Source organism: Kribbella sp. NPDC104740, from assembly GCF_055583505.1.
On sequence record NZ_JBVJNV010000002.1, the window covers coordinates 135,578 to 159,569 of the forward strand.

25 protein-coding genes are annotated in these 23,992 nt (G+C 69.1%); 12 read left to right on the top strand and 13 right to left on the bottom strand.

The window, feature by feature from the left end; genetic code table 11:
* The first annotated feature begins 581 nt into the window (after nt 1-581).
* Complete coding sequence (locus tag ACZ6Z4_RS10285; RefSeq protein ID WP_465561026.1) at nt 582-1,697, top strand: MerR family transcriptional regulator; 1,116 nt, start codon at nt 582-584, stop codon at nt 1,695-1,697.
* 933 nt (nt 1,698-2,630) lie between these two features.
* Here the strand turns inward: ACZ6Z4_RS10285 and ACZ6Z4_RS10290 are convergent.
* The gene (locus tag ACZ6Z4_RS10290) at nt 2,631-3,416 is read right to left on the bottom strand and encodes an alpha/beta fold hydrolase (protein WP_465561028.1); all 786 of its coding nucleotides are present in this window, start codon (nt 3,414-3,416) and stop codon (nt 2,631-2,633) included.
* 43 nt (nt 3,417-3,459) lie between these two features.
* Between ACZ6Z4_RS10290 and ACZ6Z4_RS10295 the strand changes: the two genes are divergently transcribed.
* Nucleotides 3,460-4,110, top strand: a complete 651-nt coding sequence (locus ACZ6Z4_RS10295; RefSeq protein ID WP_465561031.1) for an NAD(P)H-binding protein — start codon at nt 3,460-3,462, stop codon at nt 4,108-4,110.
* Nucleotides 4,111-4,150: 40 nt separating this feature from the next.
* Nucleotides 4,151-4,633 carry an OsmC family protein gene (locus ACZ6Z4_RS10300; RefSeq protein WP_465561033.1) on the top strand — a complete coding sequence of 161 codons (483 nt, stop codon included), beginning with the start codon at nt 4,151-4,153 and terminating at the stop codon, nt 4,631-4,633.
* On the opposite strand, the gene ACZ6Z4_RS10305 is transcribed toward ACZ6Z4_RS10300, so the two are convergent.
* The 3 genes from ACZ6Z4_RS10305 to ACZ6Z4_RS10315 all read right to left on the bottom strand — a co-directional run bounded on the left by ACZ6Z4_RS10305 (nt 4,593) and on the right by ACZ6Z4_RS10315 (nt 6,377).
* Nucleotides 4,593-4,904 (bottom strand): MazG nucleotide pyrophosphohydrolase domain-containing protein, encoded by a 312-nt coding sequence (locus ACZ6Z4_RS10305; RefSeq protein WP_465561036.1) that lies wholly within the window; start codon nt 4,902-4,904, stop codon nt 4,593-4,595. The genes ACZ6Z4_RS10300 and ACZ6Z4_RS10305 overlap by 41 nt on opposite strands.
* Nucleotides 4,905-5,070: 166 nt before the next feature.
* On the bottom strand, nt 5,071-5,922 hold the full coding sequence (locus tag ACZ6Z4_RS10310) for a hypothetical protein (protein ID WP_465561039.1): 852 nt from the start codon (nt 5,920-5,922) through the stop codon (nt 5,071-5,073).
* Nucleotides 5,919-6,377 (bottom strand): Lrp/AsnC family transcriptional regulator, encoded by a 459-nt coding sequence (locus ACZ6Z4_RS10315; RefSeq protein ID WP_465561042.1) that lies wholly within the window; start codon nt 6,375-6,377, stop codon nt 5,919-5,921. The genes ACZ6Z4_RS10310 and ACZ6Z4_RS10315 overlap by 4 nt, the downstream gene beginning before the upstream one ends.
* Nucleotides 6,378-6,471: 94 nt before the next feature.
* On the opposite strand from ACZ6Z4_RS10315, the gene ACZ6Z4_RS10320 reads away from it, so the two are divergent.
* Both ACZ6Z4_RS10320 and ACZ6Z4_RS10325 read left to right on the top strand, forming a co-directional pair.
* On the top strand, nt 6,472-7,314 hold the full coding sequence (locus ACZ6Z4_RS10320; RefSeq protein ID WP_465561045.1) for an LLM class flavin-dependent oxidoreductase: 843 nt from the start codon (nt 6,472-6,474) through the stop codon (nt 7,312-7,314).
* Nucleotides 7,311-7,733, top strand: a complete 423-nt coding sequence (locus tag ACZ6Z4_RS10325) for a nucleoside deaminase (RefSeq protein WP_465561047.1) — start codon at nt 7,311-7,313, stop codon at nt 7,731-7,733. Before ACZ6Z4_RS10320 ends, ACZ6Z4_RS10325 begins: the two co-directional genes overlap by 4 nt.
* A 60-nt stretch (nt 7,734-7,793) precedes the next feature.
* Here ACZ6Z4_RS10325 and ACZ6Z4_RS10330 read toward each other — a convergent pair whose 3' ends face one another.
* The 3 genes from ACZ6Z4_RS10330 to ACZ6Z4_RS10340 all read right to left on the bottom strand — a co-directional run bounded on the left by ACZ6Z4_RS10330 (nt 7,794) and on the right by ACZ6Z4_RS10340 (nt 10,978).
* On the bottom strand, nt 7,794-8,717 hold the full coding sequence (locus ACZ6Z4_RS10330) for an LppU/SCO3897 family protein (protein ID WP_465561051.1): 924 nt from the start codon (nt 8,715-8,717) through the stop codon (nt 7,794-7,796).
* A gap of 171 nt (nt 8,718-8,888) precedes the next feature.
* Nucleotides 8,889-9,836 (bottom strand): helix-turn-helix transcriptional regulator, encoded by a 948-nt coding sequence (locus ACZ6Z4_RS10335; RefSeq protein ID WP_465561053.1) that lies wholly within the window; start codon nt 9,834-9,836, stop codon nt 8,889-8,891.
* Between the two features lie 26 nt (nt 9,837-9,862).
* Entirely contained in the window at nt 9,863-10,978 is a 1,116-nt protein-coding gene (locus ACZ6Z4_RS10340; protein WP_465561056.1) for a winged helix DNA-binding domain-containing protein, read from the bottom strand.
* A 268-nt stretch (nt 10,979-11,246) separates the two neighbouring features.
* Between ACZ6Z4_RS10340 and ACZ6Z4_RS10345 the strand changes: the two genes are divergently transcribed.
* From ACZ6Z4_RS10345 to ACZ6Z4_RS10365, 5 genes are all read left to right on the top strand, one after another.
* Complete coding sequence (locus ACZ6Z4_RS10345; protein ID WP_465561059.1) at nt 11,247-12,617, top strand: PIN-like domain-containing protein; 1,371 nt, start codon at nt 11,247-11,249, stop codon at nt 12,615-12,617.
* A 615-nt stretch (nt 12,618-13,232) separates the two neighbouring features.
* Complete coding sequence (locus ACZ6Z4_RS10350; protein ID WP_465561060.1) at nt 13,233-13,712, top strand: VOC family protein; 480 nt, start codon at nt 13,233-13,235, stop codon at nt 13,710-13,712.
* A 4-nt stretch (nt 13,713-13,716) separates the two neighbouring features.
* Nucleotides 13,717-14,490, top strand: a complete 774-nt coding sequence (locus tag ACZ6Z4_RS10355) for a MerR family transcriptional regulator (RefSeq protein ID WP_465561061.1) — start codon at nt 13,717-13,719, stop codon at nt 14,488-14,490.
* Complete coding sequence (locus ACZ6Z4_RS10360; RefSeq protein ID WP_465561063.1) at nt 14,481-15,197, top strand: maleylpyruvate isomerase N-terminal domain-containing protein; 717 nt, start codon at nt 14,481-14,483, stop codon at nt 15,195-15,197. The genes ACZ6Z4_RS10355 and ACZ6Z4_RS10360 overlap by 10 nt, the downstream gene beginning before the upstream one ends.
* Nucleotides 15,194-16,039 (top strand): phosphotransferase, encoded by an 846-nt coding sequence (locus tag ACZ6Z4_RS10365; protein ID WP_465561066.1) that lies wholly within the window; start codon nt 15,194-15,196, stop codon nt 16,037-16,039. The genes ACZ6Z4_RS10360 and ACZ6Z4_RS10365 overlap by 4 nt, the downstream gene beginning before the upstream one ends.
* Here the strand turns inward: ACZ6Z4_RS10365 and ACZ6Z4_RS10370 are convergent, their stop codons facing one another.
* Nucleotides 16,040-16,423 (bottom strand): winged helix-turn-helix transcriptional regulator, encoded by a 384-nt coding sequence (locus ACZ6Z4_RS10370; protein WP_465561069.1) that lies wholly within the window; start codon nt 16,421-16,423, stop codon nt 16,040-16,042.
* A gap of 98 nt (nt 16,424-16,521) precedes the next feature.
* Between ACZ6Z4_RS10370 and ACZ6Z4_RS10375 the strand changes: the two genes are divergently transcribed.
* A complete protein-coding gene (locus ACZ6Z4_RS10375; RefSeq protein WP_465561071.1) occupies nt 16,522-17,046 on the top strand; it encodes a YceI family protein in 525 nt (174 codons plus the stop codon).
* Here the strand turns inward: ACZ6Z4_RS10375 and ACZ6Z4_RS10380 are convergent, their stop codons facing one another.
* The 4 genes from ACZ6Z4_RS10380 to ACZ6Z4_RS10395 all read right to left on the bottom strand — a co-directional run bounded on the left by ACZ6Z4_RS10380 (nt 17,047) and on the right by ACZ6Z4_RS10395 (nt 20,300).
* Nucleotides 17,047-17,754, bottom strand: a complete 708-nt coding sequence (locus tag ACZ6Z4_RS10380; RefSeq protein WP_465561074.1) for a VOC family protein — start codon at nt 17,752-17,754, stop codon at nt 17,047-17,049.
* 77 nt (nt 17,755-17,831) lie between these two features.
* Entirely contained in the window at nt 17,832-18,425 is a 594-nt protein-coding gene (locus ACZ6Z4_RS10385; RefSeq protein ID WP_465561076.1) for a dihydrofolate reductase family protein, read from the bottom strand.
* A 13-nt stretch (nt 18,426-18,438) separates the two neighbouring features.
* Nucleotides 18,439-19,617 (bottom strand): glycosyltransferase, encoded by a 1,179-nt coding sequence (locus tag ACZ6Z4_RS10390; RefSeq protein WP_465561079.1) that lies wholly within the window; start codon nt 19,615-19,617, stop codon nt 18,439-18,441.
* Complete coding sequence (locus ACZ6Z4_RS10395) at nt 19,617-20,300, bottom strand: Type 1 glutamine amidotransferase-like domain-containing protein (protein ID WP_465561081.1); 684 nt, start codon at nt 20,298-20,300, stop codon at nt 19,617-19,619. The genes ACZ6Z4_RS10390 and ACZ6Z4_RS10395 overlap by 1 nt, the downstream gene beginning before the upstream one ends.
* A 115-nt stretch (nt 20,301-20,415) precedes the next feature.
* Between ACZ6Z4_RS10395 and ACZ6Z4_RS10400 the strand changes: the two genes are divergently transcribed.
* On the top strand, nt 20,416-21,207 hold the full coding sequence (locus ACZ6Z4_RS10400) for an isocitrate lyase/PEP mutase family protein (protein ID WP_465561084.1): 792 nt from the start codon (nt 20,416-20,418) through the stop codon (nt 21,205-21,207).
* On the opposite strand, the gene ACZ6Z4_RS10405 is transcribed toward ACZ6Z4_RS10400, so the two are convergent.
* Nucleotides 21,194-23,968: an ATP-binding protein gene (locus ACZ6Z4_RS10405; RefSeq protein WP_465561087.1), complete on the bottom strand. Its 2,775-nt coding sequence runs from the start codon at nt 23,966-23,968 to the stop codon at nt 21,194-21,196. The two genes, ACZ6Z4_RS10400 and ACZ6Z4_RS10405, sit on opposite strands and share 14 nt — an antisense overlap.
* Nucleotides 23,969-23,992 lie beyond the last annotated feature (24 nt).

Consider the following 23,992-nt stretch of genomic DNA (forward strand, 5'->3'; position numbering starts at 1 on the left):
ACACCCGCGGCGGCGAGGCGCCGGCACCTCATGTCGGCGTTCCCTGCGCGCAGCGCACGCACCCCGCCCACCGCACGCTCGCCGTGCCCCGTGCTTGCCGCACACCCGCGGCGGCGAGGCGCCGGCACCTCATGTCGGCGTTCCCTGCGCGCAGCGCACGCACCCCGCCCACCGCACGCTCGCCGTGCCCCGTGCTCGCCGCACACCCGCGGCGGCCAGGCGCCGGCACCTCATGTCGGCTGCTCCCACCACGCAGCCCGCACCCCGCGCTCGCGACGCACGCCGCGCACCCCGCGGGCGCCGACCGCAGTGCCCCGCGCCCGTCACGTCCTCCGTGCCTCGCGCCCGCCAGATACTCCGCCGCTCGCCGTACACACCAGACCGAACTCCGCGCTCGCCGTACACACCGCACTCCGTGCAGACGGCCGGACACCTTGTACCCGCCGCCGCCGAACTTGCCGCGGCATCGTCGGCGTCAGGCGCCGGCTGCCTACGCGTACCCGCCGCCAGCGTCGCCGGATGCGAGCGCGGAGTCTGCTTGCCCTTGACCCTCACGTCACGTGATGCCGCATAGTCCCGGCATGGGCGAACACCTCACCGTCGGGCACGTGGCCGAGCTTGCCGGAGTCAGCGTCCGGACGTTGCACCACTACGACGAGATCGGGCTCGTCCACCCGTCAGCGCGCACAGCGGCCGGCTACCGGGCCTACTCGGCGGACGACATCGAGCGCCTCCGCGAGGTGCTCGTCTACCGGCGCCTCGGCCTCGGCCTGCGCGAGATCGCCGACCTGGTCAACGACCCGGCTCTGGACGCGGTCGCCCGGCTCCACCGCTTGCACGGACTCCTCCTCGAACAACGCGACCGAGCCGCCGCGCTGGTGACCGCCATCGACACCGAACTGAAGGAGCGCGCGATGGGACTGCGAACCACACCACAGCAACAACTCGGCCCGTTCGGCGCACAGCTGTACGACGCGATCGGCTCGGCGTACCCAGCAACCCGTCGTACCGAACCACGGATCGCCGAACAGCTCTGGGCCGCGCTCGGCGACGCGGAGACGGTGCTGAACGTCGGCGCAGGCTCCGGCTCGTACGAACCACCGGACCGCGACGTCACCGCCGTCGAGCCGTCAGCGGTGATGCGCTCCCAGCGCCCTGCTAGCGCGGCCCGCTGCCTCGCTGCGAGCGCTGAGAGTCTTCCGTTCGAAGACCAGTCCTTCGACGCCGCGATGGCCGTCAGCACCCTCCACCATTGGCACGACGCAATCGCAGGACTGCGCGAGATGCGCCGCGTCGCGCGACGCGTCGTGGTCTTCACCCACGACGCCAGCGCCGCCGGCTGGCTACACCGCTTCTGGCTGACCCGCGACTACCTCCCGGAGGTCGGCGCCCTCACCGCCGGCCGCCCCTCGATCGACGAGCTCCGCCGCTCGATCGACGCCCGCCTGGAGCCCGTCCTCGTCCCCTGGGACTGCGCCGACGGCTTCTTCGAGGCGTACTGGCGCCGCCCCGAGGCCTACCTCGAGGAGCCCGTACGCCGAGCAGTGTCGGTCTGGTCCCGAGTCGGACCGGAGGCCGAGCACCGCGCGGTCGAGCAGCTCAGCGCCGACCTGTCGTCCGACCGCTGGTCCGAACGAAACAGCGAACTCGTCGCCCTCGACGCGGCGGAGCTGGGTCTACGGTTGCTGGTCGCGTGAGGCACGGCAGCGCTCGGCGCTCGGACGCGGCGGAGCTGGGTCTACGGTTGCTGGTCGCATGAGGCATGGCAGGGCTCGGCCCTCGATGCGGCGGAGCACGGGCCGCCGTTGCCGGTCGCCTGACGCACGCCAGAGCGCGGCGATGCCTGGGCTGGGGTCGCTGGTCGAGCGATGCGCTGGAACGCCGGCGAAAGTCGTCGACCAGCGAGGTGGCTGCCCTCGACACAGCGCGGTGGGCTCCGGTTGCTGATCGCCCGCCGCGGGTGCTTCGGCTGAGCCAACCGCCTCAGCCGAAGCCGCTCACCCTCCAACCGCCTCAATAGCTGGGTGACTGCCACCGCCTCAATAGCTGGGTGACTGCCACCGCCGCAGCCTCCCGAGCCGCTCGCCCCCGACTACAGCTCGGCGACCATGCGGCCGGGCCCGGCGCCTGTGGCTGATGCCGCGGCGGCCGGGAGTGCGGCGAGGGGGCCGGCACGTGGTTCCGAGGTCGTGTGTGGCAGCGTGCTCGGCTGAGGCAACCGCTCCCGCCGAAGCCCCCACCTTCCAACCGCACCGACAGTTGGCCGACCGCGACACCCGGAGCTTCGCGAGCCCCTCTCCCGACTGCAGCTCGGCGACCATGCGGCCGGGCCCGGCGCCTGTGGCTGATGCCGCGGCGGCCGGGAGTGAGACGAGGGGTCCGCCGTGTGGTTCGGAGGAGTGAGTCGAGGGGTCCGGAGTGTGGTTCGGAGGAGGTGTGTGGCCGCTTGCTCGGCCCGGCTCAGGCTGGTGCGGCCTCACTCGGCTCGGCCGGTGTGCGGCGTCGTTCAGCTCGGCCCGGCTCAGGCTGGTGCGGCTCGTTCGGCTGGGCCGGTGTGCGGCGTCGTTCAGCTCGGTCCGGCTCACACTGGTGCGGCCTCACTCGGCTCGGCCCGGATCGCCTGGCGGCATCTAGAGCCCGGCGAGGAAGTCGTTCACCAGCGGGCTCGCGGTCTCGCGGAACTCGTGGAAGTAAGCGTGCCGCGCCCCCGCGATCAACTCCGCGCGGGCGTTCGCGATCCGCTCGGCAAGCAGCTGCGCGTTCGCGGCCGGGCTGAAGATGTCGTCGGTGCCGTGGAGGATCAGCGTCGGGGACTGGATGGTTTCCAGGCCGTCCCACGCGTCGTGGTTGTTGCTGGCGACCAGGTGACGGCCTTTGGCGTACGCCGGCATCGTGGGGTCGCCGAGTACGGGGTACGGCCCGGGGTGCTGGGCCACCCACCCCGGGGTGTACATCAGGTCGATCAGCACCGCGTCGCGTTCGGCCTGATCACGCACAGAGAGCGCTCTCCGGATTTCCTGGCTTCTCTCGAAGCCGTGGGAGCGGCCGGGGGACGTGCAGCCGAGGACCAGGGCGCGGACACGGTCGGGGTGCAGGATCGCGAGCCATTGGGCGACGCGGCCGCCCATCGACGTGCCGTACACGTCGACCTGGTCGAGGCCCAGTGTGTCGAGGACGGCGATCGCGTCCTCCGCGAAGCCGGGGGTGCTGTAGATCTCGTCGGGGCGGTCGCTGGCGCCGGTGCCGCGGTAGTCGAGCGTGATCGTCGTACGGGCCGCGGTGAAGTCGGCGCGGATCGGGTCCCACCAGTGGTGGTTGTTGGCCTGGCCGGCGAGCAGCAGGAGCGGGAGGTTGCCTGGGGCGCCTTCCTCCAGCTGGTACGCGATCCGGCACCCGTCGGTAGCTTCGGCGAACATGGCTTCAGTCTGCCGTGCTTCGGTGAAGGGTTAGGCTCCAGGTATGCGAGTCGTGATAGCGGGTGGACACGGGCAGATCGCGTTGCGGTTGACGAAGCTGCTGGCCGGTGGTGGGCACGAGATGATCGGCCTGGTCCGGAACCCGGCGCACGAGACCGATGTCGCCGCGGCCGGCGGGCAGGTCGCCGTACTGGATCTCGAGCAGGCCGACGCCGGCTCCGTCGCCGAGGTGCTGAGCGGTGCCGACGTCGCGATCTTCGCCGCGGGCGCCGGGGCAGGCAGCGGGAACGCCCGCAAGGACACCGTGGACCGCGGTGCGGCGGCGCTGTTCGCCGAGGCCGCGCAGCAGGCCGGCGTACGGCGGCACCTGCAAGTCAGCTCGATGGGGGTCGACAAGATCGCCGAGATGGACCCCGAGGAGGGGTTCACGATCTACCTGAAGGCCAAGCTCGCCGCCGAGGACGATCTGAGAGAGCGCGATCTCGACTGGACCGTACTGCGGCCCGGGCATCTCACCGACGACCCCGGCACCGATCGGGTGCTGCTCGCCGACCACACCGGCGCCGGCAAGGTCACCCGTGACGACGTCGCCGCTGTGCTCGCCGGTCTGTGCGAGACTCCGGCCGCGATCGGCCGCACCCTCGAACTGATCGCCGGTGACACCTCGGTCGCCGACGCGCTGCACCAGCTCTGATCACTCCCGTTGCCGCTGGCAACAGATTGCGATGCCTCTGATGGGTGACACCCTCCGCCAGATCCAGTTCGAGCGGACCGCGAACAGCAAGTACGTCGTACGGAACAAGCGCGGCGGCGAGCTGGTGGTCGGCTCCGGCGGTCCCGACGACACCGACTTCACCCCGGTCGAGCTGCTGCTCGCCGCGATCGGCGCCTGCTCCGCGATCGACGTCGACGTGGTCACCAGCCGCCGCTCCGAGCCGGCCGAGTTCAGCGCGACGGTCAGCGGCGACAAGGTCCGGGACGCCGAGCAGGGCAACCGCCTGGAGAACCTGAAGGTCGAGTTCACGATCACCTTCCCCGAGGGCGAGGACGGCGACAAGGCCCGCGAGGCGCTCCCGCGCGCGGTCAAGATGTCCCACGACCGGCTCTGCACGGTCAGCCGCACGGTCGAGGTCGGTACGCCGATCGCCGTCGACCTGAACGCCGGCGAACTGACGATCACCCCAGGTGAGCGTCCAGCTGATTCATCGTCCGACTGAACGCGCTCTCCAGGTCGACGTCGTAGGCGTCGGCCAGCACGAGCACCGACCACAGGCAGTCGGCCAGCTCGTGCGCGAACGCCTCGTCCAGGTCGTCGCGAGGGCGCACGCCTTCCTTGCCCTGGACGAGCTTCGCGAGATCCCCGACGTCGCCGAGGAAGCCGAGCATCAGCTCCTCACGCGTCCACTCGCGGCCGTAGCGGGCGGCCTCCGTCGCGGCGTACTTGCTGCGGATCTCGCGGGCGCGCGTGATCATCTCCGAGAACTCCATGGGGGGACGCTAGCCGGATGCGGGCTGTGTCGCAGCGGGCCCGGACGCTGGCCGGACTCGGGTGCTGTGTCCGCGTGGGGGTGCTGCGTCCGCGTGAGCCCGGACTCGGTGCTGCGTCCGCGTGCGGCCGGACGCTGGCCGGTCCCGGGTGATGCGGGGCGACCGGTCAGCGGGTCAGCGTGTGGCGGTGCAGATGCCAACCCGCTGTTCTGGTCGCTCGCAGGATCTCACCCGTCGTGCGGATCTTGCGCGGCGTCATCCAGGACTGCGACGGTTTGTGCAGCGCCCACCCCGCGCCGATCGTGACCGCCGCATGCTGAACAGCACGATCAGCCGAGCGCCACACCAGCACAGTCCCCGGTACGCCGTCCCGTCCGCCGCGCGTGGTCGACCGATCGAGCCACTCGTCGAACGGCGCCCGCTGCATCCACTCGTTCTCCGCGCCCTCGATCCCCGCCGCGGCCATCACCGTGCCGAAGCAGTTCGGCCCGCTGCGGTCGGGGAACGTCCCGGCCAGCTCACGCGCCCGGGGGAGCACACCGGCCGCTTCGCGCCACACCGCAGCAGCGACCTCCCGGTGCCGGCTCGGCCCGATGTCCTCCATCACCACCCGCGGCAGCACCGTCCCCGGATCGCCCAGCAGCGACTTCCACCACACGAACCGATGCCCGTCCGCCTGTCTCCGGATCTCGTCCCCGAGCACCCCACGCCAAGCCCGCACCGTCGGTACGGCGGCCCGCTCGTGCACCACCTGCGCCCGCACCAGCCCCGCCCGCACCTTCCGCGGGAGATCCGAGAACGCGCTCTCCGACAACCAAGAGCACCGCAGCCGCGAGTCCACGGCGTACGAGAGGAACGTGTCGCGCAACTGCCGATCCGGCTCCTCGTCCGACAGCGGCAGCTCCCACTCCCCGGCCTGCCGCGCGGTCACGTAGAACGGCTGCCGATCAGGGGCCAGCCAGTCGACCCATCGCCCGAGGAGATCATCGGAGAGCGCGATCCCGGCGACCTCGATCACGAGACCGACGGCGGCTGCGTCGGCCCGCGGTACGGCAGCGTCTCGGTGTACACCACATTCGTCGTCGTCGACCCGAACTCGGTCAGCTCGTTCACCAGCTGCTCTAGATGCGCCATCGACGCGGCCGCGATCTTCAGCAGGTAGCAGTCGTCGCCCGTGGTCCGCAGGCACTCCAGGATCTCGATCCGCTCCGCGAGCAGCCGGTGCAGCGGCTCGTGCCGGTTGCCGGGGTACTTGAGCCGGATCACCGCCAGTACGCCGTACCCGGCGGTCTGCAGGTCGATGCGCGCGCCGTACCCGCTGATCACGCCGCTGGACTCCAGCCGCTTGACCCGCTCGGTGGTCGCGGAGGCACTCAGGTTCACCCGCCGGCCGAGCTCGGTGAGGGCGATCCGCCCGTCGCGCTGCAGCTCGCCGAGGATGGCCCAGTCGGTCGTGTCGAGATCCACGGTCACCGCGCCAAGATACCGGCGGATCCACGGCCGGGCAGCCGGTTTTCCGGGAGGAATCCGTTCAGAACCGGCCCTCGCCCTGGATAGCCTGAACGGCATGCGACTCGGTGTGAACGTCCCCAACTTCGGTCCCGGTACGACGCCCGACCGGCTGCTCGCCTGGGCCCGGACCGTCGAGGGGCTCGGGTACGACCTGCTCCTGCTGTCCGACCACGTCGCGATCACGCCCGATGTCGCGGAGCAGTACCCGGCGCCGTTCTACGAGCCGTTCACGACGCTGTCCTGGCTGGCCGGGCAGACCGGTTCGATCAAGCTCGGGACCACGGTCCTGATCGCGCCGTACCGGCACCCGCTGCTGGTCGCGCGGATGGCCGCGAACCTGCACCAGCTGAGCGGCGGCCGGTTCGTGCTCGGTGTCGGCGTCGGCTGGGCGGCCCAGGAGTTCGATGCCCTCGGCCTCGATTTCAGGCGCCGTGGGCAACAGACCGACGAGCTGCTCGACGCGCTCACCACCGCGTGGCAGGACACTGCGGACTACGGCAGCAACGACATCCCGATCTGGGTCGGCGGTGTGACCGACGCGGGTCTGCGCCGGGCGATCCGGTACGGCGCCTCGTGGCACCCGCTGCGGCAGCCGATGGGGTGGATGCGCGATGCCGCCGCCCGGCTGCGCGCCAAGGCCGACGAGCTCGGCAAGCCCGATCCGGGGTTCGCACCGCGGATCCTGCTCCGGCTCACCGACCGGCCCGAGCCCGAGGCGACCCGCAAGGCCGGCGAGGGCTCGATCGACCAGATCCTGGGCGACCTGGACGAGCTGCGGCTGCTCGGTGCGCACACCGTCGTACTCGATCCTTTCGCCGGCGACCCCGCCGAGACCGAACACCCCGAGATCGCCTGGCAGGCCCTGGCGACCGTGCAGGCAGGAATGGAGAAACTGTGACCCCCGACGAACTACTACGGCGCGCGATCGCGCTCTCGGCGACCGCGATCGAGAGCGGCAACCCGCCGTTCGGATCGCTGCTGGCCGATGCCGATGGCAACGTTCTGGCCGAGGACCACAACACCTCGGTGACCGGCAACGACATCACCGCGCACCCGGAGCTGAAGCTCGCGCTGTGGGCGGCGCGGAACCTGAGCGCCGAGGCCGCGGCGAGCACGACGATGTACACGAGCTGCGAGCCGTGCGGGATGTGCGCGGGCGCGCTCGAACGGTCCGGGCTCGGGCGGGTGGTGTTCGCGATGACCGGGGCGCAGGTGAACGCGCTCAAGCCGGGCGGCGGGTTCCTGCCGGTGCCGTCGGAGGGGCCGCTGCTGCCTGATGAGGCGAGCGCTGTTGCGGCGGAGTACTACAAGAGCTGACGCGGAGTACTTCGCGAGCTGACTGGTTGGGGCCCGGCGCGGATGGCCGGGCCCCTGCTGTCAGTTCGGGCCGAGGCAGAGCGTGTAGCCGGTCGAGCCGCGCTTCTCGGTGTAGGTGACCGTCGCCTCGTCGTACATGTCGCAGGTGCTGGACACCGACGAGCTGACCCGGCCGAGCACCTTGAACTCGGCGTCGGCCGAGCTGCAGTCGACGACCTTCACGTCCGGGTCGCTGCTGGTGCCGGCGTTCATCACGCAGTCACCGGCCTTGGCCTCGGACGACGTCGTCGTGGTCAGGTTGCCGATCACGATCGCGGCGATCACCGCGATCGGGAGAAGCAGACCGAGGACCTGGGGGCGCTTGAACAGCGGCTTGCCCGGGTTCATCGGGCGGCCCGGGGCGCCCGGCGCGGGCTCGGGGAGCTCCTGGAACTTCTTCCACGGGCCGATGTTCGACAGCATCGTGAACGGGTTGATGATCGCCGAGCCGATACCCCACCAGCCCTGCCACATGCTCTTCGCGGTCATGTCACGCACGCTCGCGGTGCCGCAGGTCTTGCAGAACGGACCTTCGAGGCGCAGAAAACGCATGACGATCAGGAGGCCCATGTGGCCACGGACGGTCGCCTGCACCGCGGGGAAGGAGCCGCAGAAGCGGCACTGCAGCGCGCCGACCGGCGGCATGTTCGGCTGGAACTGCGGCTGGCCGAACTGCTGGTCGTGCTGCGGCTGCTGGTACTGCTGACCCGGCTGCTGGTCGTACTGGGGCTGTCCGTACGGCGCCTGGTGCGGCGGCGGGCCCTGGTACTCGCCCGGCTGCCCCGGCATCGGCTGGCCCGGAACCTGCTGGCCCGGCGGGAGCGTGCCCGGCTGCGGCTGCCCCGGCTGACCGGCGTACTGGGGGAACTGCTCCTGCGGGGGACCGTAGCCACCGGGCTGGCCGGCGTACGGGTTCTGGGGCGGTTGCGGCGGAGTCGTGGTCACGGATACTTCCTGTTGCTCGCTCGGGACAGCTCTGGGACAGATGGACCTTACTCACCACTGACGGTCAACACCGCGACTCCGGTTCCATCAGTTACGAAACCTTTTCCGCAGCTCCACAAGCCGTCACCGCGCCGGTGCGATCCGTGGCGGATCAGCCTGATCCGCGGCGAGTCAGCCCGCGTACCGACCGACGAGTTCCGCGCCGAGCCGCGCGAGCTCGGCCTGGACCTCCGGGGGATCGAGGACCTCGATCGACCCGCCCCACCCGGCGAGATGCTGCGCGATCATCAACGGCGTCGGCGCGGTGATCCGCGTCGTCACCCAGCCGTCGGTGGGCGGGCCAAGGACCTCGCAGTGCCTGCCGAGGCGGTCCTGCATCACCCAGAGGTGGCGTTCCTGGACCAGTACGGTGGCCGCGAGCAGCGACCGGTTGAGCTCCATCTCCTCGACGACCTGCGCCCAGGCCGCCGAGAGGTCGAAGTCGTCCGGGCGCTCGGCGGGCTCGTCGGTGACGGCCGCCTCCAGAATTCGGTCGACGCGGAAGGTGCGCTGACCCATCGCGGTGCCCGCGATCAGGTACCAGACGTCGTCCTTGTCGATCAGCCCGAGCGGCGAGACCAGTCGCTCGGACGGTTCGGCGCCCCGGCGGCCGGCGTACTGAAGTCGGATCTTCAACCGGCGTACGACGGCGTGCTGGAGATCGTTGACCAGGATCGGCCGGGCCTTGTCGTTCTCGCCCCACCCGGCTGGATCGATCACGACCGCCTCGGCCGCCGCCTCGGCGTCGCCGCGGAAGGTCTCCGGGAGAGCGCGCACCAGCTTTCTCAGCGCGGCCTTGGCATCGGGTGCGATCGCGGCCGCGGGGCCGACGAGCAGGAACAGCGCCTGCGCTTCGGTCGCGGTCAGGCCGCTCAGATCGGTGCGCGATCCGCCGAGCAGCGACCAGCCGCCGTTGCGGCCGCGCTCGGGGTAGACCGGGATCCCGGCGGTCGAGAGCGCTTCGAGATCGCGGCGCGCGGTGGCGACCGAGATCTCCAGCTCCGAGGCCAGCTCGGCAGCCGTGACCCGGCCCCGGGCCTGCATCAGCAACAAGGTCGCCACCAGCCGATCAGCGCGCATACCTACCAGTGTCGCAGGCTAAGTGCTCACCCCTTGAGCACTTTCACCTCGGCGGCGGGCAGATGCTTCCACCAGTAGTCGTAGCGGCGGTAGACCCGGGGATCGCGCTCTCTCACGATCTTGAACAGATCTCTGGCCTCGGCGCGAAGCCCCTTCCACGCCGCGGCCGGCAGCTTGCGGAACGCGGTCGCCTCGATCCCGTCCTCGACCGGCCGCCAGACCCCGGCGACGTAGCCGTCGACGAGCAGCGTGGGGAGCACGTCGCCGTTGTTCCGGGTGATGACGCGCTTGTACTCCGGCGGGACCACGCGGCCGCGGTCGTCGTACGCGAGCAGGACGCTGTCCCACATCGCCATCAGCCGCGGCGGGACCTCCAGGTCGTCATCGGGCCGGGCGCCGCCCGGTACGTCGTACAGGATCTTGCCGTCGGGCCCCTCGAGCTCCTCCAGATCGAGCGCCGCGACCGCGGTCTTCACCCGCCCACGCTGCACCTTCACGAACTGCGCGATGTCCGCGATCGACGCCGGCCCGAACCCCTCCAGGTAGCGCCGCGTCACCAGCTCCAGCCCTCGCGCCGGATCCGCCGGAGAGCTGGATGCGGCGATGAACGCCGGCCGCTGCCCGAACGACCACGGCCCACCGGTCGGCGCATGCAGCAACGGCGCGACCGCACGCATCGCCCACCACATCTCGGTTCCCCCGGTCCCGAGCCGCTCGTTCAGCCACTCCTCGAACTCCGCCCCCGGCCGAGGCTCCTTGGCGAACGCAGCCAGCTCGACACCGAGCGCGTGCGCCTCCGCCTCAGTCACCCCACCCGCCGCGAACGCCGCCTGGAACTGCGCACTGTTCATCATCGGCACGACCGCCGCCCGGAACGCCGCATGCTCCTCGGCATGCACCGCATGCAACGTCATCCGCATCAACGTCGCCTTCACCACCACCCCCGCGGTGAACGCCGCATCCAACTCACCCGGGTCGAACCCCACCACCCGATTGAACAACGCCACATACGGCGAAGCCGGATGCTGCGCCTGCACAGCCACCATCCGCTTCACCGCCTCGGCGACACTGAGGTCCTCCCGCTCGACCAACAACTGCCGAACCATCGAAGCCCTGTTCAACCCCCGCACCGAGACCGTCATCCGCAGATTCCACCACGCAGGACGGTCAGCGGGGAGAGCTGACCAGCCACAGCCCACGCGACCGCCAACGAATGTGTCAGATCGAGTCAATGGCTGCTCTGTGTGAAGCCGTAGCTCGTGAATCGAAGGATGCGATGTGACAGGGGCCGCCGGCAGTGCATGTGACTCCCGCATCGACCACCGCTGCAACCGGGGAGGCTCCTCCTTGCAGACTTTCTTCATGCGGATCGCCTGGACGCTAACCGTCAGAACCCGTAGGTTGCCCTACGTGACGACGGAAGACGCGGCAGAAGTGCAGAAGAATCTAAGAGGACTGCTTGATGAATTCCGCGCATATCGGCGTCCAGTCGGCGATGAGTGGCGCGAGGCGTATACATCCGGTCTGATTGTCCTGGACACAAATGCGATCTTAGACCTATACCGATATTCACCGAAGGCGCGACAGGACTACCTTGAAATCCTGACCAAGTTGCGCGACCGCCTGTTCGTGCCACATCGAGTGGCGCTCGAATTTCATCGACGACGCATAGATGCCGTTCGTGACCATGCAGCCAACCTCAAGACCATGCAGGGCGATGTTGAGAAGCATTTGCAACTTGCGCGAGAGGCTGTGAATCGCCTGGGGCGAACGCGGGCGAGCCAAATTGTGCTAGAAGAGGTAGCGCGCGACATTGCCTCAATCACCGAGTTCGCTGAGTTGATTGTTGCCGATTATGATCTGGATCATCGTGAACTGGCGCGCGGGAACGACCCTCTGCTGGATACCCTGGTTGAATTGTTTGAGGGTCGAGTCGGCGCTCGTCCATCCGATGAGCAAGTCCGCACCGATGTCGCTGAGGGTAAGCGGCGCATGGCAGACAAAACACCTCCCGGTTACGCTGATGCCAAGAAGGTGGAGGCTGTCAACGGCGATTACCTTTGGTGGGCTGAAGTGCTGCGTAGCCCGCTCGCTGTCGCCGGGGTCGTGATGGTCGTCACAAACGACGCCAAGGAAGACTGGGTTCTTGATCAGGGCGGCCACAAGGTCGGTCCTAGGCCCGAGCTCTATCAAGAGCTTCTTGCTGCAACCGGTAGTTCATTGCTCCTGGCGACCGTTCCTGACCTTCTCCGGCTCGCGTCTGACTTTTTGGATACAGAGCAGGTCAGTGAGGCGACCCTTGCTGAAGCGTCGGAGGTCGCCGCCGCTGGTAGTAACCGCACCTTTATCCAAGGTGCGTATGCGGAGTCGGTGCCTGACGCGATCGCTGCCTCCTATTTCCATACCTCGCCTGACGAGTTGTCGGCGATACTGGCTGGAACGGTATATCGGCAGGCGCTTCCAGGATATCTCTCTTTTAGTGATATGGTCAGAGCTGCTGCTGCGAGATTGCTGGTTAAGACTGGGCATTCGTACCCATTGATTAGGAACCTGCTAGAACAGATCCCAGACTCGAAAATGCGCGAAGCGGTGATTGTGTTCGATGAAGGCCTAGTGCGGCTAAAGTTCGGCGAGGTACTCGATATCCTCGCCGATTTGGGTATGAACAAAGCGATCTCGTTCAAATCGCTCATGGAGCGACTCGCTCCATGGTGGATCGACCAGAAGCACGTGCTGTTCTTTCCTGACTTTGGAGAAAGCCTCGACGGGAGATCGACCTAATATCGTCAAGTATCGAAGGTCGCTGAAAGAGACAGTCGCGTCTTCGCTGGCGCCTGAAACTATGAGGTCAGCACTCGTTGGCGGCCCTGCGAGTCGACCAGACTGGTGCTCACTCTCCTCGGGTGAGGAGCCCTGCTGATGGGGCGACCGCGCAGCGACCGAGGCGTGCCTCACAGCCGTCCGCGACCTCGGAATCTGCAATACCATCAGCTGCTCGGATGAGGTGTGGGAACGTCGCAGTTGCAGAGTGGTACCTCACTGCCGGTTGGCGTGGTCGATCTGAACAGGGCCGTTATGGTTGGGCTCGCCTTAGCGAGTAATGGTCGCTGGGTGATCTGGTCTCGTGAGGCATCGATGGTCGTCACATGCTCGTGTGCGTGGTGTGCTAGCAGCCAGTGGCGGCCGATCAGGTCGACTACGCCGGTGCGGAAACAGGTGCTGGTTCGCCAGGGGCGGTGTTCGATAAGAGAGCCGTTGTCCGAGGAGAGAGAAGGCTGTAGGCCTAGACCGCCTCACGGGAATCGAATCGGTCGGCGTAGCCGTGCTGACGATCTAGGTAGTCCTAGTCGTCATTCGGCTTGACCCTGACGCGGCGTCAGGCTGGAGCGTTCGGGTATGGAATTCATCAGCCCAGTACCGATGCCCGGGCCCGACGTCGTCGCGCCTGAGGTGTACCGGACCATCTATCCGATGCCGATGTTCACCATCGTGCCGACCGACGACCTGGAGGCCTCCAAGGACTTCTGGACTCGGGGGCTTGGGTTCATCGATCTGTTCAGCGTGCCTGGGCAGGTCACGCACCTGCGGCGGTGGGCGTTTCAGGATGTGTTGCTTGTTCCTGGGGAGACGCCGGCTCAGGCGCCGGGGCTTGCGGTCAGTTTCTCGTGCGTGCTGAGTCAGATCGACGAGATCGCGGAGGACTGTGAGGCGCTCACGCCGGGGCGGACGGTCGGGCCGGAGGTGAAGCTCTGGAACTCGCTGGAGCTGACCGTGTTCACGCCGGAGAACACTCGCGTGGTGATGACCGCTGCTCGGGTGCACGACGAGGCTAGCCGGGAAAATCTGCGCGCGATCGGGATCGACGTACCAGACTGAACCCATGACGGACAGCCTCACCATCGGGGGAGCGGCGGCGCTGGTGGGGATCAGTGTGCGCACGCTGCACCACTGGGACGCGATCGGGCTCGTCGTGCCGAGCGGGCGGACGAGTGCGGGGTATCGGGTGTACTCCGCTGCCGACGTCGCCCGGATCCATCGCGTGCTCGTCTACCGGGAGCTCGGGATCGCGCTCTCCGACATCGCGCAGGTGTTGGACGACCCGGCTGCTGATCCGCAGGAGCACTTGCGGCGTCAGCGGACCGAGCTCACCACGCAGATCGACCGCCTTCAGACGATGTTGAAGGCGGTCGATCGCATGCTCGATGCCGGTGGCAAGGGGATCCAGCTCACGCCCGAGCAGCAGTCGGAGATCTTCGGCGCCACGTGGCGCACGGAGTGGGTCAACGAGGCCGAGGAGCGGTGGGCCGGGACGCCGCAGTGGGACCAGTACGCCGTACGCGCGGCTGAGCGGACGGTCGCGGATTGGCAGGAGCTCACCGCTTGCGTCGAGGCGTTCAACGCTGACCTCGCGGCGGCGTTTCGCGAGGGTGTCGCCGCCGGCTCGCCGGCCGCGAACGCGCTGGCCGAACGGCATCGGGAGACGATCGCGCAGCACTTCGACTGCACGCACGCGATGCAGGTCTGCATGGTGCGCAGCTTCACGCCGGAGTACTACGACCACCTGGAGCCGGGGCTGACCACGTGGCTCCAGGCGATCGTCGACGCCAATGCCTCAGCTCACGGAATCGACCCGGAGACCGCCCGATGGGACTGACCCTCACCGACTTCCTCGCCCGAGCGACTGCCGATTTCCTGGTGCGCGCCGAGGGAATCCCCAGCGCAGCGTTCGGGAATCACACGCCCTGCGACATCTCCGTCGTGGAGGTCATGGACCACGTGGTTGCCGGCAACATCTTCGCCACCCGTCTGCTCGGCGGCGCCACCGCGGCCGAAGCCACCGCTGACCTCGACAATCCACCGGTCGATCGCCTCGCGGTCCTCCGTACAACCTGCGCAGCCCAACTCGCAGCCTTCGCCGACGCCGACCGCACTCGTCTGTTCCACCACCCGAGCCGCGACATCGACTACGCCACCTTCGCCCGCTTCCGCCTGGGCGAACTGGTCGTCCACGGCTGGGACCTGACCGTGGGCGCCGGCCAGGGCGATGCACTCGACCCGGAGCTGGCCGAGAACCTGTGGGCACTCGTCGAGCCCCACCTGGCCGAGATGCAGGCGATGGGCACGTACGGCACCAGCGCCGACGGACGGAACCTGCACGGGCGACCGGCAAACCAGCGCGCCGACGGAGGGAACCGGCGCGGGCGGCCGGCAAACCGGCGCGCCAACGAGGAGCGCGGCCGGCAGGCTCAGGTGACCGGACAGCTGCCCGACGAGGCCAAGCACGGCAGCCAGCGAGCTCAACTGGGCGGCGACTTGCTTGTCGATCGGCTGTTGGCGGCGTACGGAAGGACTCGGAGATGAGTGGGCTGAGTGGCGAGCAGCGGGAGTTGCTCGAGGGATGGTTGCCGGGGGTCTCGGTGGTGAAGGACCTCAGTTGGGGGCTGGTGGGGACGACTGTGCTTCTGCTGGAGCAGGGTGGTGAGCGGTACATCGCGAAGGCCGGTGATGCTGACGACACGAACATCGCTCGTGAGTTGCAGGCTCATCGCGAGTGGCTCCGGCCCTGGCGGGTGATCGGGCGGGCGCCTGAGCTCGTTCACGGTGATGTCGAGGCCAAGCTGCTGGTCACTGCGTACCTTCCGGGCGAGCTGGTTGAAGGCACCGGGCACGAGCGGCTTGCGGCGACGTACGAGCAGGCTGGGCAGCTGCTGGCGATGTTGCATGGTCAGTTGGCTGTTGAGGATCACGAGTTCGAGGCGGCTGAGCAGGAGCGGGCGTTCTACTGGCTGTCTCGGCCTCATCGGATCGCGCCGGCTGACGAGCGGCGGCTTCGGGTGGAGGTGGAGTCTTGGCCGACGCCACCGTCCACGCTTGTGCCGACGCATGGGGATTGGCAGCCGCGGAACTGGTTGGTGCATGAGGGCGCGGTGAGTGCGATCGACTTCGGGCGGGCTGAGCTGCGCCCGGCTTGGGGTGATTTCGGGCGGCTGAGTGCGCAGCAGTTTCGGTCGGAGGACGGCAGCGGCGCCGCGCTGGAGGGTGCATTCCTTGCGGGGTACGGGGGTGATCCGCGTGAGGCGGGCAGCTGGCGGCGGCACCGAGTGCGTGAGGCGATCAGTACGACGGTCTGGGCGCATCAGGTTGGTGCGGAGGAGTACGAGCGGCAGGGGTTGCGGATGATTGCCGAGGTGCTCGGGGGCTGATCAGAGCGCGGGTGCCTGGTCGGTGGTTTCTCGGTGGTGGCGGATCTCTTCGGCATTCTCGGTGGCCCAGGTCATCAGGGCGAGGACTGGCGGGACGAGGCTGCGGCCCAGTGGGGTGAGGGCGTACTCGACTCGGGGTGGGACCTCGGCGTACACGGTTCGGGTGATGAGGCCGTCGCGTTGGAGTTGGCGGAGGGTCAGGGTGAGCATGCGTTGGGAGATGCCTTCTGACGCCTGTTGGAGGGTGGTGAAGCGGACCGGGCGGTCGCGGAGGTTGCCGATCACCAGGAGGGTCCACTTGTCGCCGACGCGTTGCAGGATCTCGCGGACGAAGCGGCCTTCGGGGCTCTCGCAGGGTGGGCGGTCTTCGTTGTCGACGGGCACATGCGCCTCCGGTTGGGCACCTTGGTGTGCCTTTTGTACGCCTCCCAAAAGTGTCACACCATGCGGTTACGAACAAAAAGTAACCGAAAGGATCGGCTGTGACTCTCGCGGACCATCAGCAGTACCTCCAGGCCGGGATCTGGAGCCTTGACCCGCACCGAACGACGGTCGCGCTCGACTCCAGGACGACCTGGGGGCTGTCGCCGGTGCACGGTGTCTTCCGGACCGTCGCGGGGGAGGGGAGCGTGACGGCGGACGGGCGGGTCAGTGGGACGGTGACCGTCGCGGCGGGGTCGATCGACACCGATCATCAGCGGCGCGACAAGCATCTGCGGAGTGCGGAGATGCTCGGGGTGGTGGAGTTTCCCGACATCGTGTTTCGGGTGGAGAGCAGTCTGGTCGACGCCCAGGCGCGGACTGTCACCCTCAGCGGGACGTTGACGGTTCGGGATCGGACGCGTCCGGTGTCGTTCGAGGCGGCGGTCTCGATCGGGGACGGCGAGGCGACAGTCGACGCGGAGGTGGTGATCGATCGCGGTGACTACGGGCTGACGTACAACCTGTTCGGGATGGCGTCGCTGAAGAACAAGCTGACGATCCACGCGGTCTTCACGCGGGATTGATCAGCGCGCGGGGATCAGCCGGAACTCGTTGCCGTCGGGGTCGGTGAGTTCGAGGCCCGCGGCGAGCTCGCTGGTCACGGTCGCGCCGAGGGTGACCAGGCGGTCGGCCTCGGCGCGGACGTCGTCGGTGGCGAGTTCGAGGTGGAGGCGGTTGCGGCCGAGTTTCTCGGCGACGGGTGGGCCGCCCCAGGAGATCTTCGAGCCTCCGTGCGGGGACTGGATGGCGGTCTCCTCGTCCTGGTCCCAGACGAGCGGCCAGTCGAGGGCCTTGCTCCAGAAGTAGCCGACTGCTTGGGTGCCGTCGCTGGAGAGGGCGCCGATCGCGGCGGTGTTGGCGAGGAAGTTGTTACCGGGCTCAATCACGCAGAACTCGTTGCCTTCGGGGTCAGCGAGTACGACGTGCCCGTCGTCGGGGGTCTGGCCGATGTCGATGTGCTTGCCGCCGAGGGCCAGTGCGCGTTCAACTGTCGCTCGCTGGTCCTCGGCGGTCGCGCTGGTCAGGTCGAAGTGGCACTGGTTCGGTCCCCACTTCTCGTTCGGCACCGGGAGGAAGCGCAGCGCGAACCCCGCTTGGGTGTCTTGCGCCGGCAGCACCTTTCCGCCGCTCGCGTCGTCGGCGACCTCCAGCTGCAGCACGCCGGCCCAGAACCGCGCGAGCAGCTCGGGGTTGTTCGCGTCGAAACAGAGCGCCTGCACCCAAGTCGTCATCCGGCCACGCTAGGCGGGCGGCAATCAGCCCCGCAACGCGATAAACGCGCAGTTGCATCGGCCGAGGGCATGCACGTCTAGGTCTTCGGTACGTCGTACAGCAGGTGGGTGACCCCGTGCCCTTGCGCGACAACCGACGGACCAGCGAGTGTCACCTCGCCCGTGGCCTCGCCGAAGAACGGGCGGCCTTCGCCGAAGACGACCGGGACGACGTTCATCGCCACCTGGTCGATCAGGCCCAGGCGCAGCGCTTGGCCGCCGACGTTTCCGGCGGCTACGTCGACGACCCGGTCGCCGGCGACTTCGCGGGCCTGGGCGATCGCGGAGGCGACGCCGTCGGTGACGAAGGTGAACGGTGCCTTCCCGGAGTACTCCCAGTCGGTCGGGGGCTTGTGGGTCACCACGAAGACGTGGTCGCCGGCGACGGCCTCGCCGTCCCAGCCGTTGGTTTGGTCGAAGACGTAGCGGCCGACGACCATCGCTCCGATTTCGGGCTCGTAGACCGTGCGGAGGAAGTCCGCGGTCGCCTGGGCGGTGCGCATCTCCAGGCCGAGCCAGTTCCACGCGACGTCGCCGCTGCCGAACCAGTCGAACAGTGGGCCGATGCCGCCGTCCGGGAGACCGACGTAGCCGTCGGCCGAGACCGCGGCGTACAGGACTGTCTTCCCCATCAGCGTTCTCCTGTCAGACGAGCTTTTCGACAGCGTCGGCCGCGGCCTCGGCGTTCGGCAAGGACTCGGCCTCGGTCTGGAGCGAGCGAGCCGCCTCCCGGTAGGACACCGTGGTCAGCACGTCGTTCACCGACGCCGCCACCTCGGCGGGCGACACCGTCAACGGATCGAGGACCTGGCCGACGCCGAGCGCCTCACAACGATCCGCGTTCCAGGGCTGATCGGCGCCGAGCGGAAGCAACACCAGCGGTACGCCGCACGCCAGCGACGACACGACCGTCCCCGACCCGGCGTGGGACACGACGGCGGCAGCCTGCGGGACCACCGCGCCCTGCGGCACGAACCGCTCGACGAGCACGTTGTCCTTCCGCGTGCCGAGCTCGGCCGGGTCGACCTCGCGGCCGACCGTGACGACCACGTTCGCGTCGAGCTGCTCGAGGCCGGACAGTACGCGCGGGAACAGGTCGCCGGACTCCTGGTGGAAGATCGTGCCGAGCGTGAAGTAGACCAGCGGCCGCTTCGGCTGCCTCTCCAGCCACGACGTGAGTCCCGAGTGTGTCTCGGCCGAAACCTCCGGCCGGATCACCAGCGCCGACGGAGCACCTGCTGGACCGGCACCGGAGGGAACGCGCTCCTGCTGCCCTGGCAGCGGCGCGCCCCGGAACGAGGGCATCACCGGTGAGATCGTCAGATATCGGTTCAGGAACCCGTGATCCGGCGCCAACCCCAGCTCGCCGCGCAGAGTCTGGAGCGGCTCGTCGACAAGCTCCGGCGTCAACATCCCACCCGCTGCCAGCACGATCACCGACGCATGCGGAATCCCCAGCCGCTCCGCCGCGACCGCCGCACCGAAGTCGACCTCGTCCCGCACCACCACCTCTGCACCGAACGACTCCCCGGCCGCCACGATCCGAAACGCCCGCTGCCCGGCGATCCGCCCCGCGAAGCCCGTCCGCAGGACCTCACCCTCGGCAGTCCGATCGACCGGAACCAGCGGACCGCGGTACTCCGAAGAAGTCAGCGAGGGACCACCGCTGTCCACAGCCTCGAACCCGGCCGCCCGGACCGTGTCGAGCATCGCCGTCTGACACGTGAACAGCACCTCGTGCCCACGCGCCCGCAGCGCCCGGGCGATCGGCATCAACGGCAGCGCGTGCCCGCTGCCACCGGTGAAGGAGAACAAGCAGCGCATCAGCCGTTGAACAACTTCCAGTCGCCTTCCGAGATCACCTCGACGGTCCCGTCGACGACCTTGATCGCGGTGTCGTCGTCGATCGCGTACGTCGGCGCCGGAATCCCCGACGCCCACTTCTCGATGTTCGCCGGCGTCGTGTCCTCCATGTCCGGGTGGTTGAGATGCGGGTAGAGCGTGAAGTCCACCAGCCCCAGCGACTTCTCCGCGCCGAGCGCCATCTCGTGGCCGTCCGGGATGAACTGCAGGTTGAACTCGGCGTCGCAGTTGTACGGCGTCATCGCGATCGACCCGGCGCTCACCCCGACGTACACGCCGTCCCACGACGGCAGCAGATCGGCCAGCCCGGACTGCCGCATCCAGTACGTCAGGTAGCGCACGTGCCCGCCCCAGACGAGCAGCGCGTCGGCCTCCTGGACCATCGGCACCCAGTTCTCCTCGCGGACGGTCGGCAGCGCCGTCAGCTCCAGGACACCGAGCGACTTCCAGCCCAGCCCGCAGACCCGATCGGCCCGGCTGCCCGTCATCGCGTCCCACACCGACCGGCCGCTGCCTGGGAACGGGTACATCGCGGAGGGCACGAACAGCGCGGTCGACTCCGCGACCGGCTTGCCCAGCAGCTCGGTGAGCGCGGTCGAGATGCTCTGGTTGCTGATCCCCGACGACGTGAGCAGTAGCTTCACAGCCGGCCCCTTCCTGGTGAAATTGCCCGAGTCCAAAGCCTTTCACAGACCGCCGACAAGCTGTGGCGTTCATCCACAGGCCGCGGTTAGCCTGACCGTGAGGAAGGCAGGCGCCATGAATCCACTTCTCCAGCAGCACTGCGACCAGCTCCGCGCGCTGCACCGACCTGGTGATCCGCTGCTGCTCGCGAACGCCTGGGACGTCGCCACCGCCAGAGCCACCGTCGCGGCCGGCTTCCCGGTGGTCGCGACGACCAGCGGGGGAGTGGCCGCCACTCTCGGGTACGACGACCAAGAGAACGCGCCGGCCGACGAGATGTTCGCTGCGGCGGCCCGCATCGCGCGCGGCGTCGACGTACCGGTCACTGTGGATGCAGAGGCCGGCTACGGCCTGCAGCCGACAGAACTCGTCGCCAAGCTTCAGCAGCTCGGCGCAGCCGGCTGCAACCTGGAGGACACCGACTACACGGCCGCCGGAGCGCTCCGCCCGCTGCAGGAGCAGGCGGACTGGCTGGCAGCAGTACGCAACGCAGCAACGGACGCCGGCTTCCCGCTGGTGATCAACGCTCGCATAGACCTGTTCGTCGGGCCGTTCCTCGGCGGCGCAGGCCCAGAGCAGCTGGCCGAACTCATCCCAGCAGCGATCGAGCGCGCCCATGCCTACCTCGCAGCGGGCGCCGACTGCGTCTACCCGATCCTCCTGTGGGAGCAGGACTCACTACGCCGCTTCACAGAAGCAGTCGACGGCCCGGTGAACGTCCTCCGCCTCCCACTCACGCCTCCACCGGACGAGCTGGCCACGATGGGCATCGCACGGGTGAGCTGGGGAACGCTCCTGCACGGCGACGCGATGACCCGCTTCCAGGACGAGCTCTCCACCCTGGCCGGCGAGCTCAAGCCGAGTTGAGCCGGTTCGCCGGCAGGTCCACGAGCTGCTTACGCGAGTTGATGCCGAGCTTGGTGAACACCTTCCGCAGGTGCCACTCCACCGTGTGCCGGCTCAGGTAGAGCTCCGCACCGATCGCCGGGTTCGTCAGCCCCTCCCGCGCGAGCCGCGCGATCTGCGACTCCTGACGCGTCAGCACACTGCGGCTCACGTCGCCGCGCCCGCGCGCGATGTCGCCGACCCCGGCCAGCTCGCGCCGCGCGCGTTCGGCGTAGGACTGAGCTCCGATCCCGACGAACAGCTCGTACGCCGTGCGCAGCTGCTGCCGTGCATCGACCCGCCGGTTCGAGCGCCGTAGCCATTCGCCGTACACGAGGTGCGCCCGCGCCAGCTGCACAGTCACCCGAGTCCTGCCCAGCCGAGTCAGCGCCTCCCGGTAGCTCTCTTCAGCTGCGTCGCCATCGCTCAGCAGCGCCCGCGACCGAGCCTGTACGCCGAGCGCCCAGTCCGTCCCCGCCGCACTCGTCCGCTCCTCCAGCCGCCGCAGCGCGTCCTGCGCCTCGTCCGGCACTCCGCTCCGGACGGCAGCCTCGACCAGCTCGATCAGAGCGAAGCCGTAGACGCCCAGGTCGTCGTACTCGCAGGCAGAGCGAGCAGCAGCCAGCGCAGCGTCGTACTGGCCGAGCCCGTTGTACGACGCCGCGTTCGCGTACCCAGCGCCGCCGTACAGTCCCCGGCCCTCACCGCGGTCGGCCAGCCCCTCCAGGTCGTGGTCGTACATCTCCCGCAGCACATCGGGCGCCACCCCACGCCAGGCGGTCAGCAGGTACAGCGGGTACCGCACCGCCGGGCTTCCGGTCGCCTTCACGATCGCGTCGCTCTCGTCGAGCAACACAGCCGCCGCCGCGAACTCCCCAGCGTGCACCCGCACGACAGCCTCGTACCCGAGCGCCAGCGGCAGCGTGGCGAGCGCACCGGACCGCCGGCACAGCCGCACCGCCCGCGTCGCCAGCTCCTCCATCCGCACCTCGTCCCACAGGTCCGCCGCCGCGATCCAGCTCAGGTAGCACCAGCGCAGGAACTCGTGGTCCTGCACACCGGAGTCCGGCCCGAACGCCTCCAGCGCACGCCGCAGCGGCGCGATTCCGGCGTCGTAACCGTCTGTCACCCGGATCGCCAAGCCCTCGAGCAGCAGGTCCGTCGGGCGGAGCGGCTCCTGCCCACCCGGCGCCTTACGCGCAGCGGTCGCGACCTCCAGCGAACCGATGCCGCGATGCAGGCGACCGGCGTAGATGGTGGCGCCGAGCGCCTCCAGGTAGCACTCGCGCGCAGCCTCAGCGTCGTACGGCGCGAGCTTGTCGGCCGCCTCGATCAGTAGTGGCGGCGCATCGATCCCACGGTTGCGCGCGAACACCAGCTGCGCGCGCAACCGAGCCAGCTGAGCACGCCCGAGGTCGTCCTGCGGGCACGCCTCCGCAGCAGCCAGCAACCGGTGAGCAGCCTCCAGCGCACCCGACTCGTTCCTGGCTCGTGCTGCGGCCAGCGCACGCCGGCCACGGCGCGCCGGGTCCGGAGTCAGCTCGGCCGCGCGTTCCAGGAACTGCGCGGCCGCGGCGATCCCACCACGAGCTTCAGCACGTCCAGCAGAGCGCTCCAGCTCAGCGGCGACCGACTCGTCCAGCCCGTACGTCGCGTGGCCGCGGTGCCAGGCCCGGCGATCGGGATCACGCTCGGCGTCGGTCGCATCGGCCAGCGCGCGGTGCACCTTCAACCGGTCGACCACACTGGCCGCCCGGTACACACCGGAGCGCACCAGCGGGTGCCGGAACCGGACGTGGGCGCCGAGCTCAACCAGCCCAGCAGCCTGCACGACAACAGCGGCCTGCTCGTCCAGCTCAAGCAGCTCCGCTGCACGCAGCAGCAGCCCGACGTCACCGAGCGGCTCGGCAGCAGCAGCCAGCAGGAGCAGCCGCGCATCGTCCGGCAGCGACTCGAACTGCCGTACGAAGCTCTGCTCGATCTGTGCCGTCAGTGGTGCTCCACCGGGCAGCTCGAACCCACCGGCCAGCTCAGCGGGGCTCAGCCCGCGGGGGAGTTCCAGGAGCGCCAGCGGGAGCCCGCCAGACTCAGCGATCACCCGGTCCCGTACCTGCTCGTCCAGCCGACCAGGCCAGGCCGCGTCGAGCAGTGCCCGCGCATCTGTTGCGTCCAGCCCACCGACGGGCAGCTCCGTGAGTCCCACCAGCTCCTGTCCCTGGCTGGGACGCACAGCGATCACCATGCCCACCGGCTCGGCCAGCAGCCGCCGGGCGATGAACGCGATCGTCTGCACCGACTCCCGGTCCAGCCACTGCGCGTCGTCGACCACACACAGCACGGGTTGCTCGTCGGCCGCCTCGGAGATCAGGCCGAGCACCGCCAGCCCGACCAGGAACCTGTCGGCCGGCGCCTGCGGGCCCAGGCCGAACGCCGCCTCCAGCGCGGCGCGCTGCGGCTCGGGCAGCCGGTCACGCAGCGGGAGCAACGGCGCGCACAGCTGGTGCAACCCGGCGTACGCCAGCTCGATCTCGTACTCGACACCAGTCGCCCGCAGCACCCGAAGACCGGAGGAGCGCCGCAGCGTGTACTCCAGCAGCGCCGACTTCCCGACGCCCGGCTCGCCGCGCAGTACGAGAACCTGGTGCCGCCCGGACCGCAGGTCGCGCAGCAGCCGATCGAGAACGTCGCACTCGACGTTCCGGCCGCGCAGGCCGTACTGCGGTGTTCCCGGTGACGTCGGCATCGACGCTACTGTCGCGCCGGAACG

What these genes read in the sequence shown, in the direction of transcription:
- ACZ6Z4_RS10285 (WP_465561026.1), top strand. Translation starts at nt 582, where the DNA reads ATGGGCGAACACCTCACCGTCGGGCACGTGGCCGAGCTTGCCGGAGTC.
- ACZ6Z4_RS10290 (WP_465561028.1), bottom strand. Translation starts at nt 3,416, where the DNA reads ATGTTCGCCGAAGCTACCGACGGGTGCCGGATCGCGTACCAGCTGGAG.
- ACZ6Z4_RS10295 (WP_465561031.1), top strand. Translation starts at nt 3,460, where the DNA reads ATGCGAGTCGTGATAGCGGGTGGACACGGGCAGATCGCGTTGCGGTTG.
- ACZ6Z4_RS10300 (WP_465561033.1), top strand. Translation starts at nt 4,151, where the DNA reads ATGGGTGACACCCTCCGCCAGATCCAGTTCGAGCGGACCGCGAACAGC.
- ACZ6Z4_RS10305 (WP_465561036.1), bottom strand. Translation starts at nt 4,904, where the DNA reads ATGGAGTTCTCGGAGATGATCACGCGCGCCCGCGAGATCCGCAGCAAG.
- ACZ6Z4_RS10320 (WP_465561045.1), top strand. Translation starts at nt 6,472, where the DNA reads ATGCGACTCGGTGTGAACGTCCCCAACTTCGGTCCCGGTACGACGCCC.
- ACZ6Z4_RS10335 (WP_465561053.1), bottom strand. Translation starts at nt 9,836, where the DNA reads ATGCGCGCTGATCGGCTGGTGGCGACCTTGTTGCTGATGCAGGCCCGG.
- ACZ6Z4_RS10340 (WP_465561056.1), bottom strand. Translation starts at nt 10,978, where the DNA reads ATGACGGTCTCGGTGCGGGGGTTGAACAGGGCTTCGATGGTTCGGCAG.
- ACZ6Z4_RS10350 (WP_465561060.1), top strand. Translation starts at nt 13,233, where the DNA reads ATGGAATTCATCAGCCCAGTACCGATGCCCGGGCCCGACGTCGTCGCG.
- ACZ6Z4_RS10355 (WP_465561061.1), top strand. Translation starts at nt 13,717, where the DNA reads ATGACGGACAGCCTCACCATCGGGGGAGCGGCGGCGCTGGTGGGGATC.
- ACZ6Z4_RS10360 (WP_465561063.1), top strand. Translation starts at nt 14,481, where the DNA reads ATGGGACTGACCCTCACCGACTTCCTCGCCCGAGCGACTGCCGATTTC.
- ACZ6Z4_RS10365 (WP_465561066.1), top strand. Translation starts at nt 15,194, where the DNA reads ATGAGTGGGCTGAGTGGCGAGCAGCGGGAGTTGCTCGAGGGATGGTTG.
- ACZ6Z4_RS10380 (WP_465561074.1), bottom strand. Translation starts at nt 17,754, where the DNA reads ATGACGACTTGGGTGCAGGCGCTCTGTTTCGACGCGAACAACCCCGAG.
- ACZ6Z4_RS10385 (WP_465561076.1), bottom strand. Translation starts at nt 18,425, where the DNA reads ATGGGGAAGACAGTCCTGTACGCCGCGGTCTCGGCCGACGGCTACGTC.
- ACZ6Z4_RS10390 (WP_465561079.1), bottom strand. Translation starts at nt 19,617, where the DNA reads ATGCGCTGCTTGTTCTCCTTCACCGGTGGCAGCGGGCACGCGCTGCCG.
- ACZ6Z4_RS10400 (WP_465561084.1), top strand. Translation starts at nt 20,416, where the DNA reads ATGAATCCACTTCTCCAGCAGCACTGCGACCAGCTCCGCGCGCTGCAC.
- ACZ6Z4_RS10405 (WP_465561087.1), bottom strand. Translation starts at nt 23,968, where the DNA reads ATGCCGACGTCACCGGGAACACCGCAGTACGGCCTGCGCGGCCGGAAC.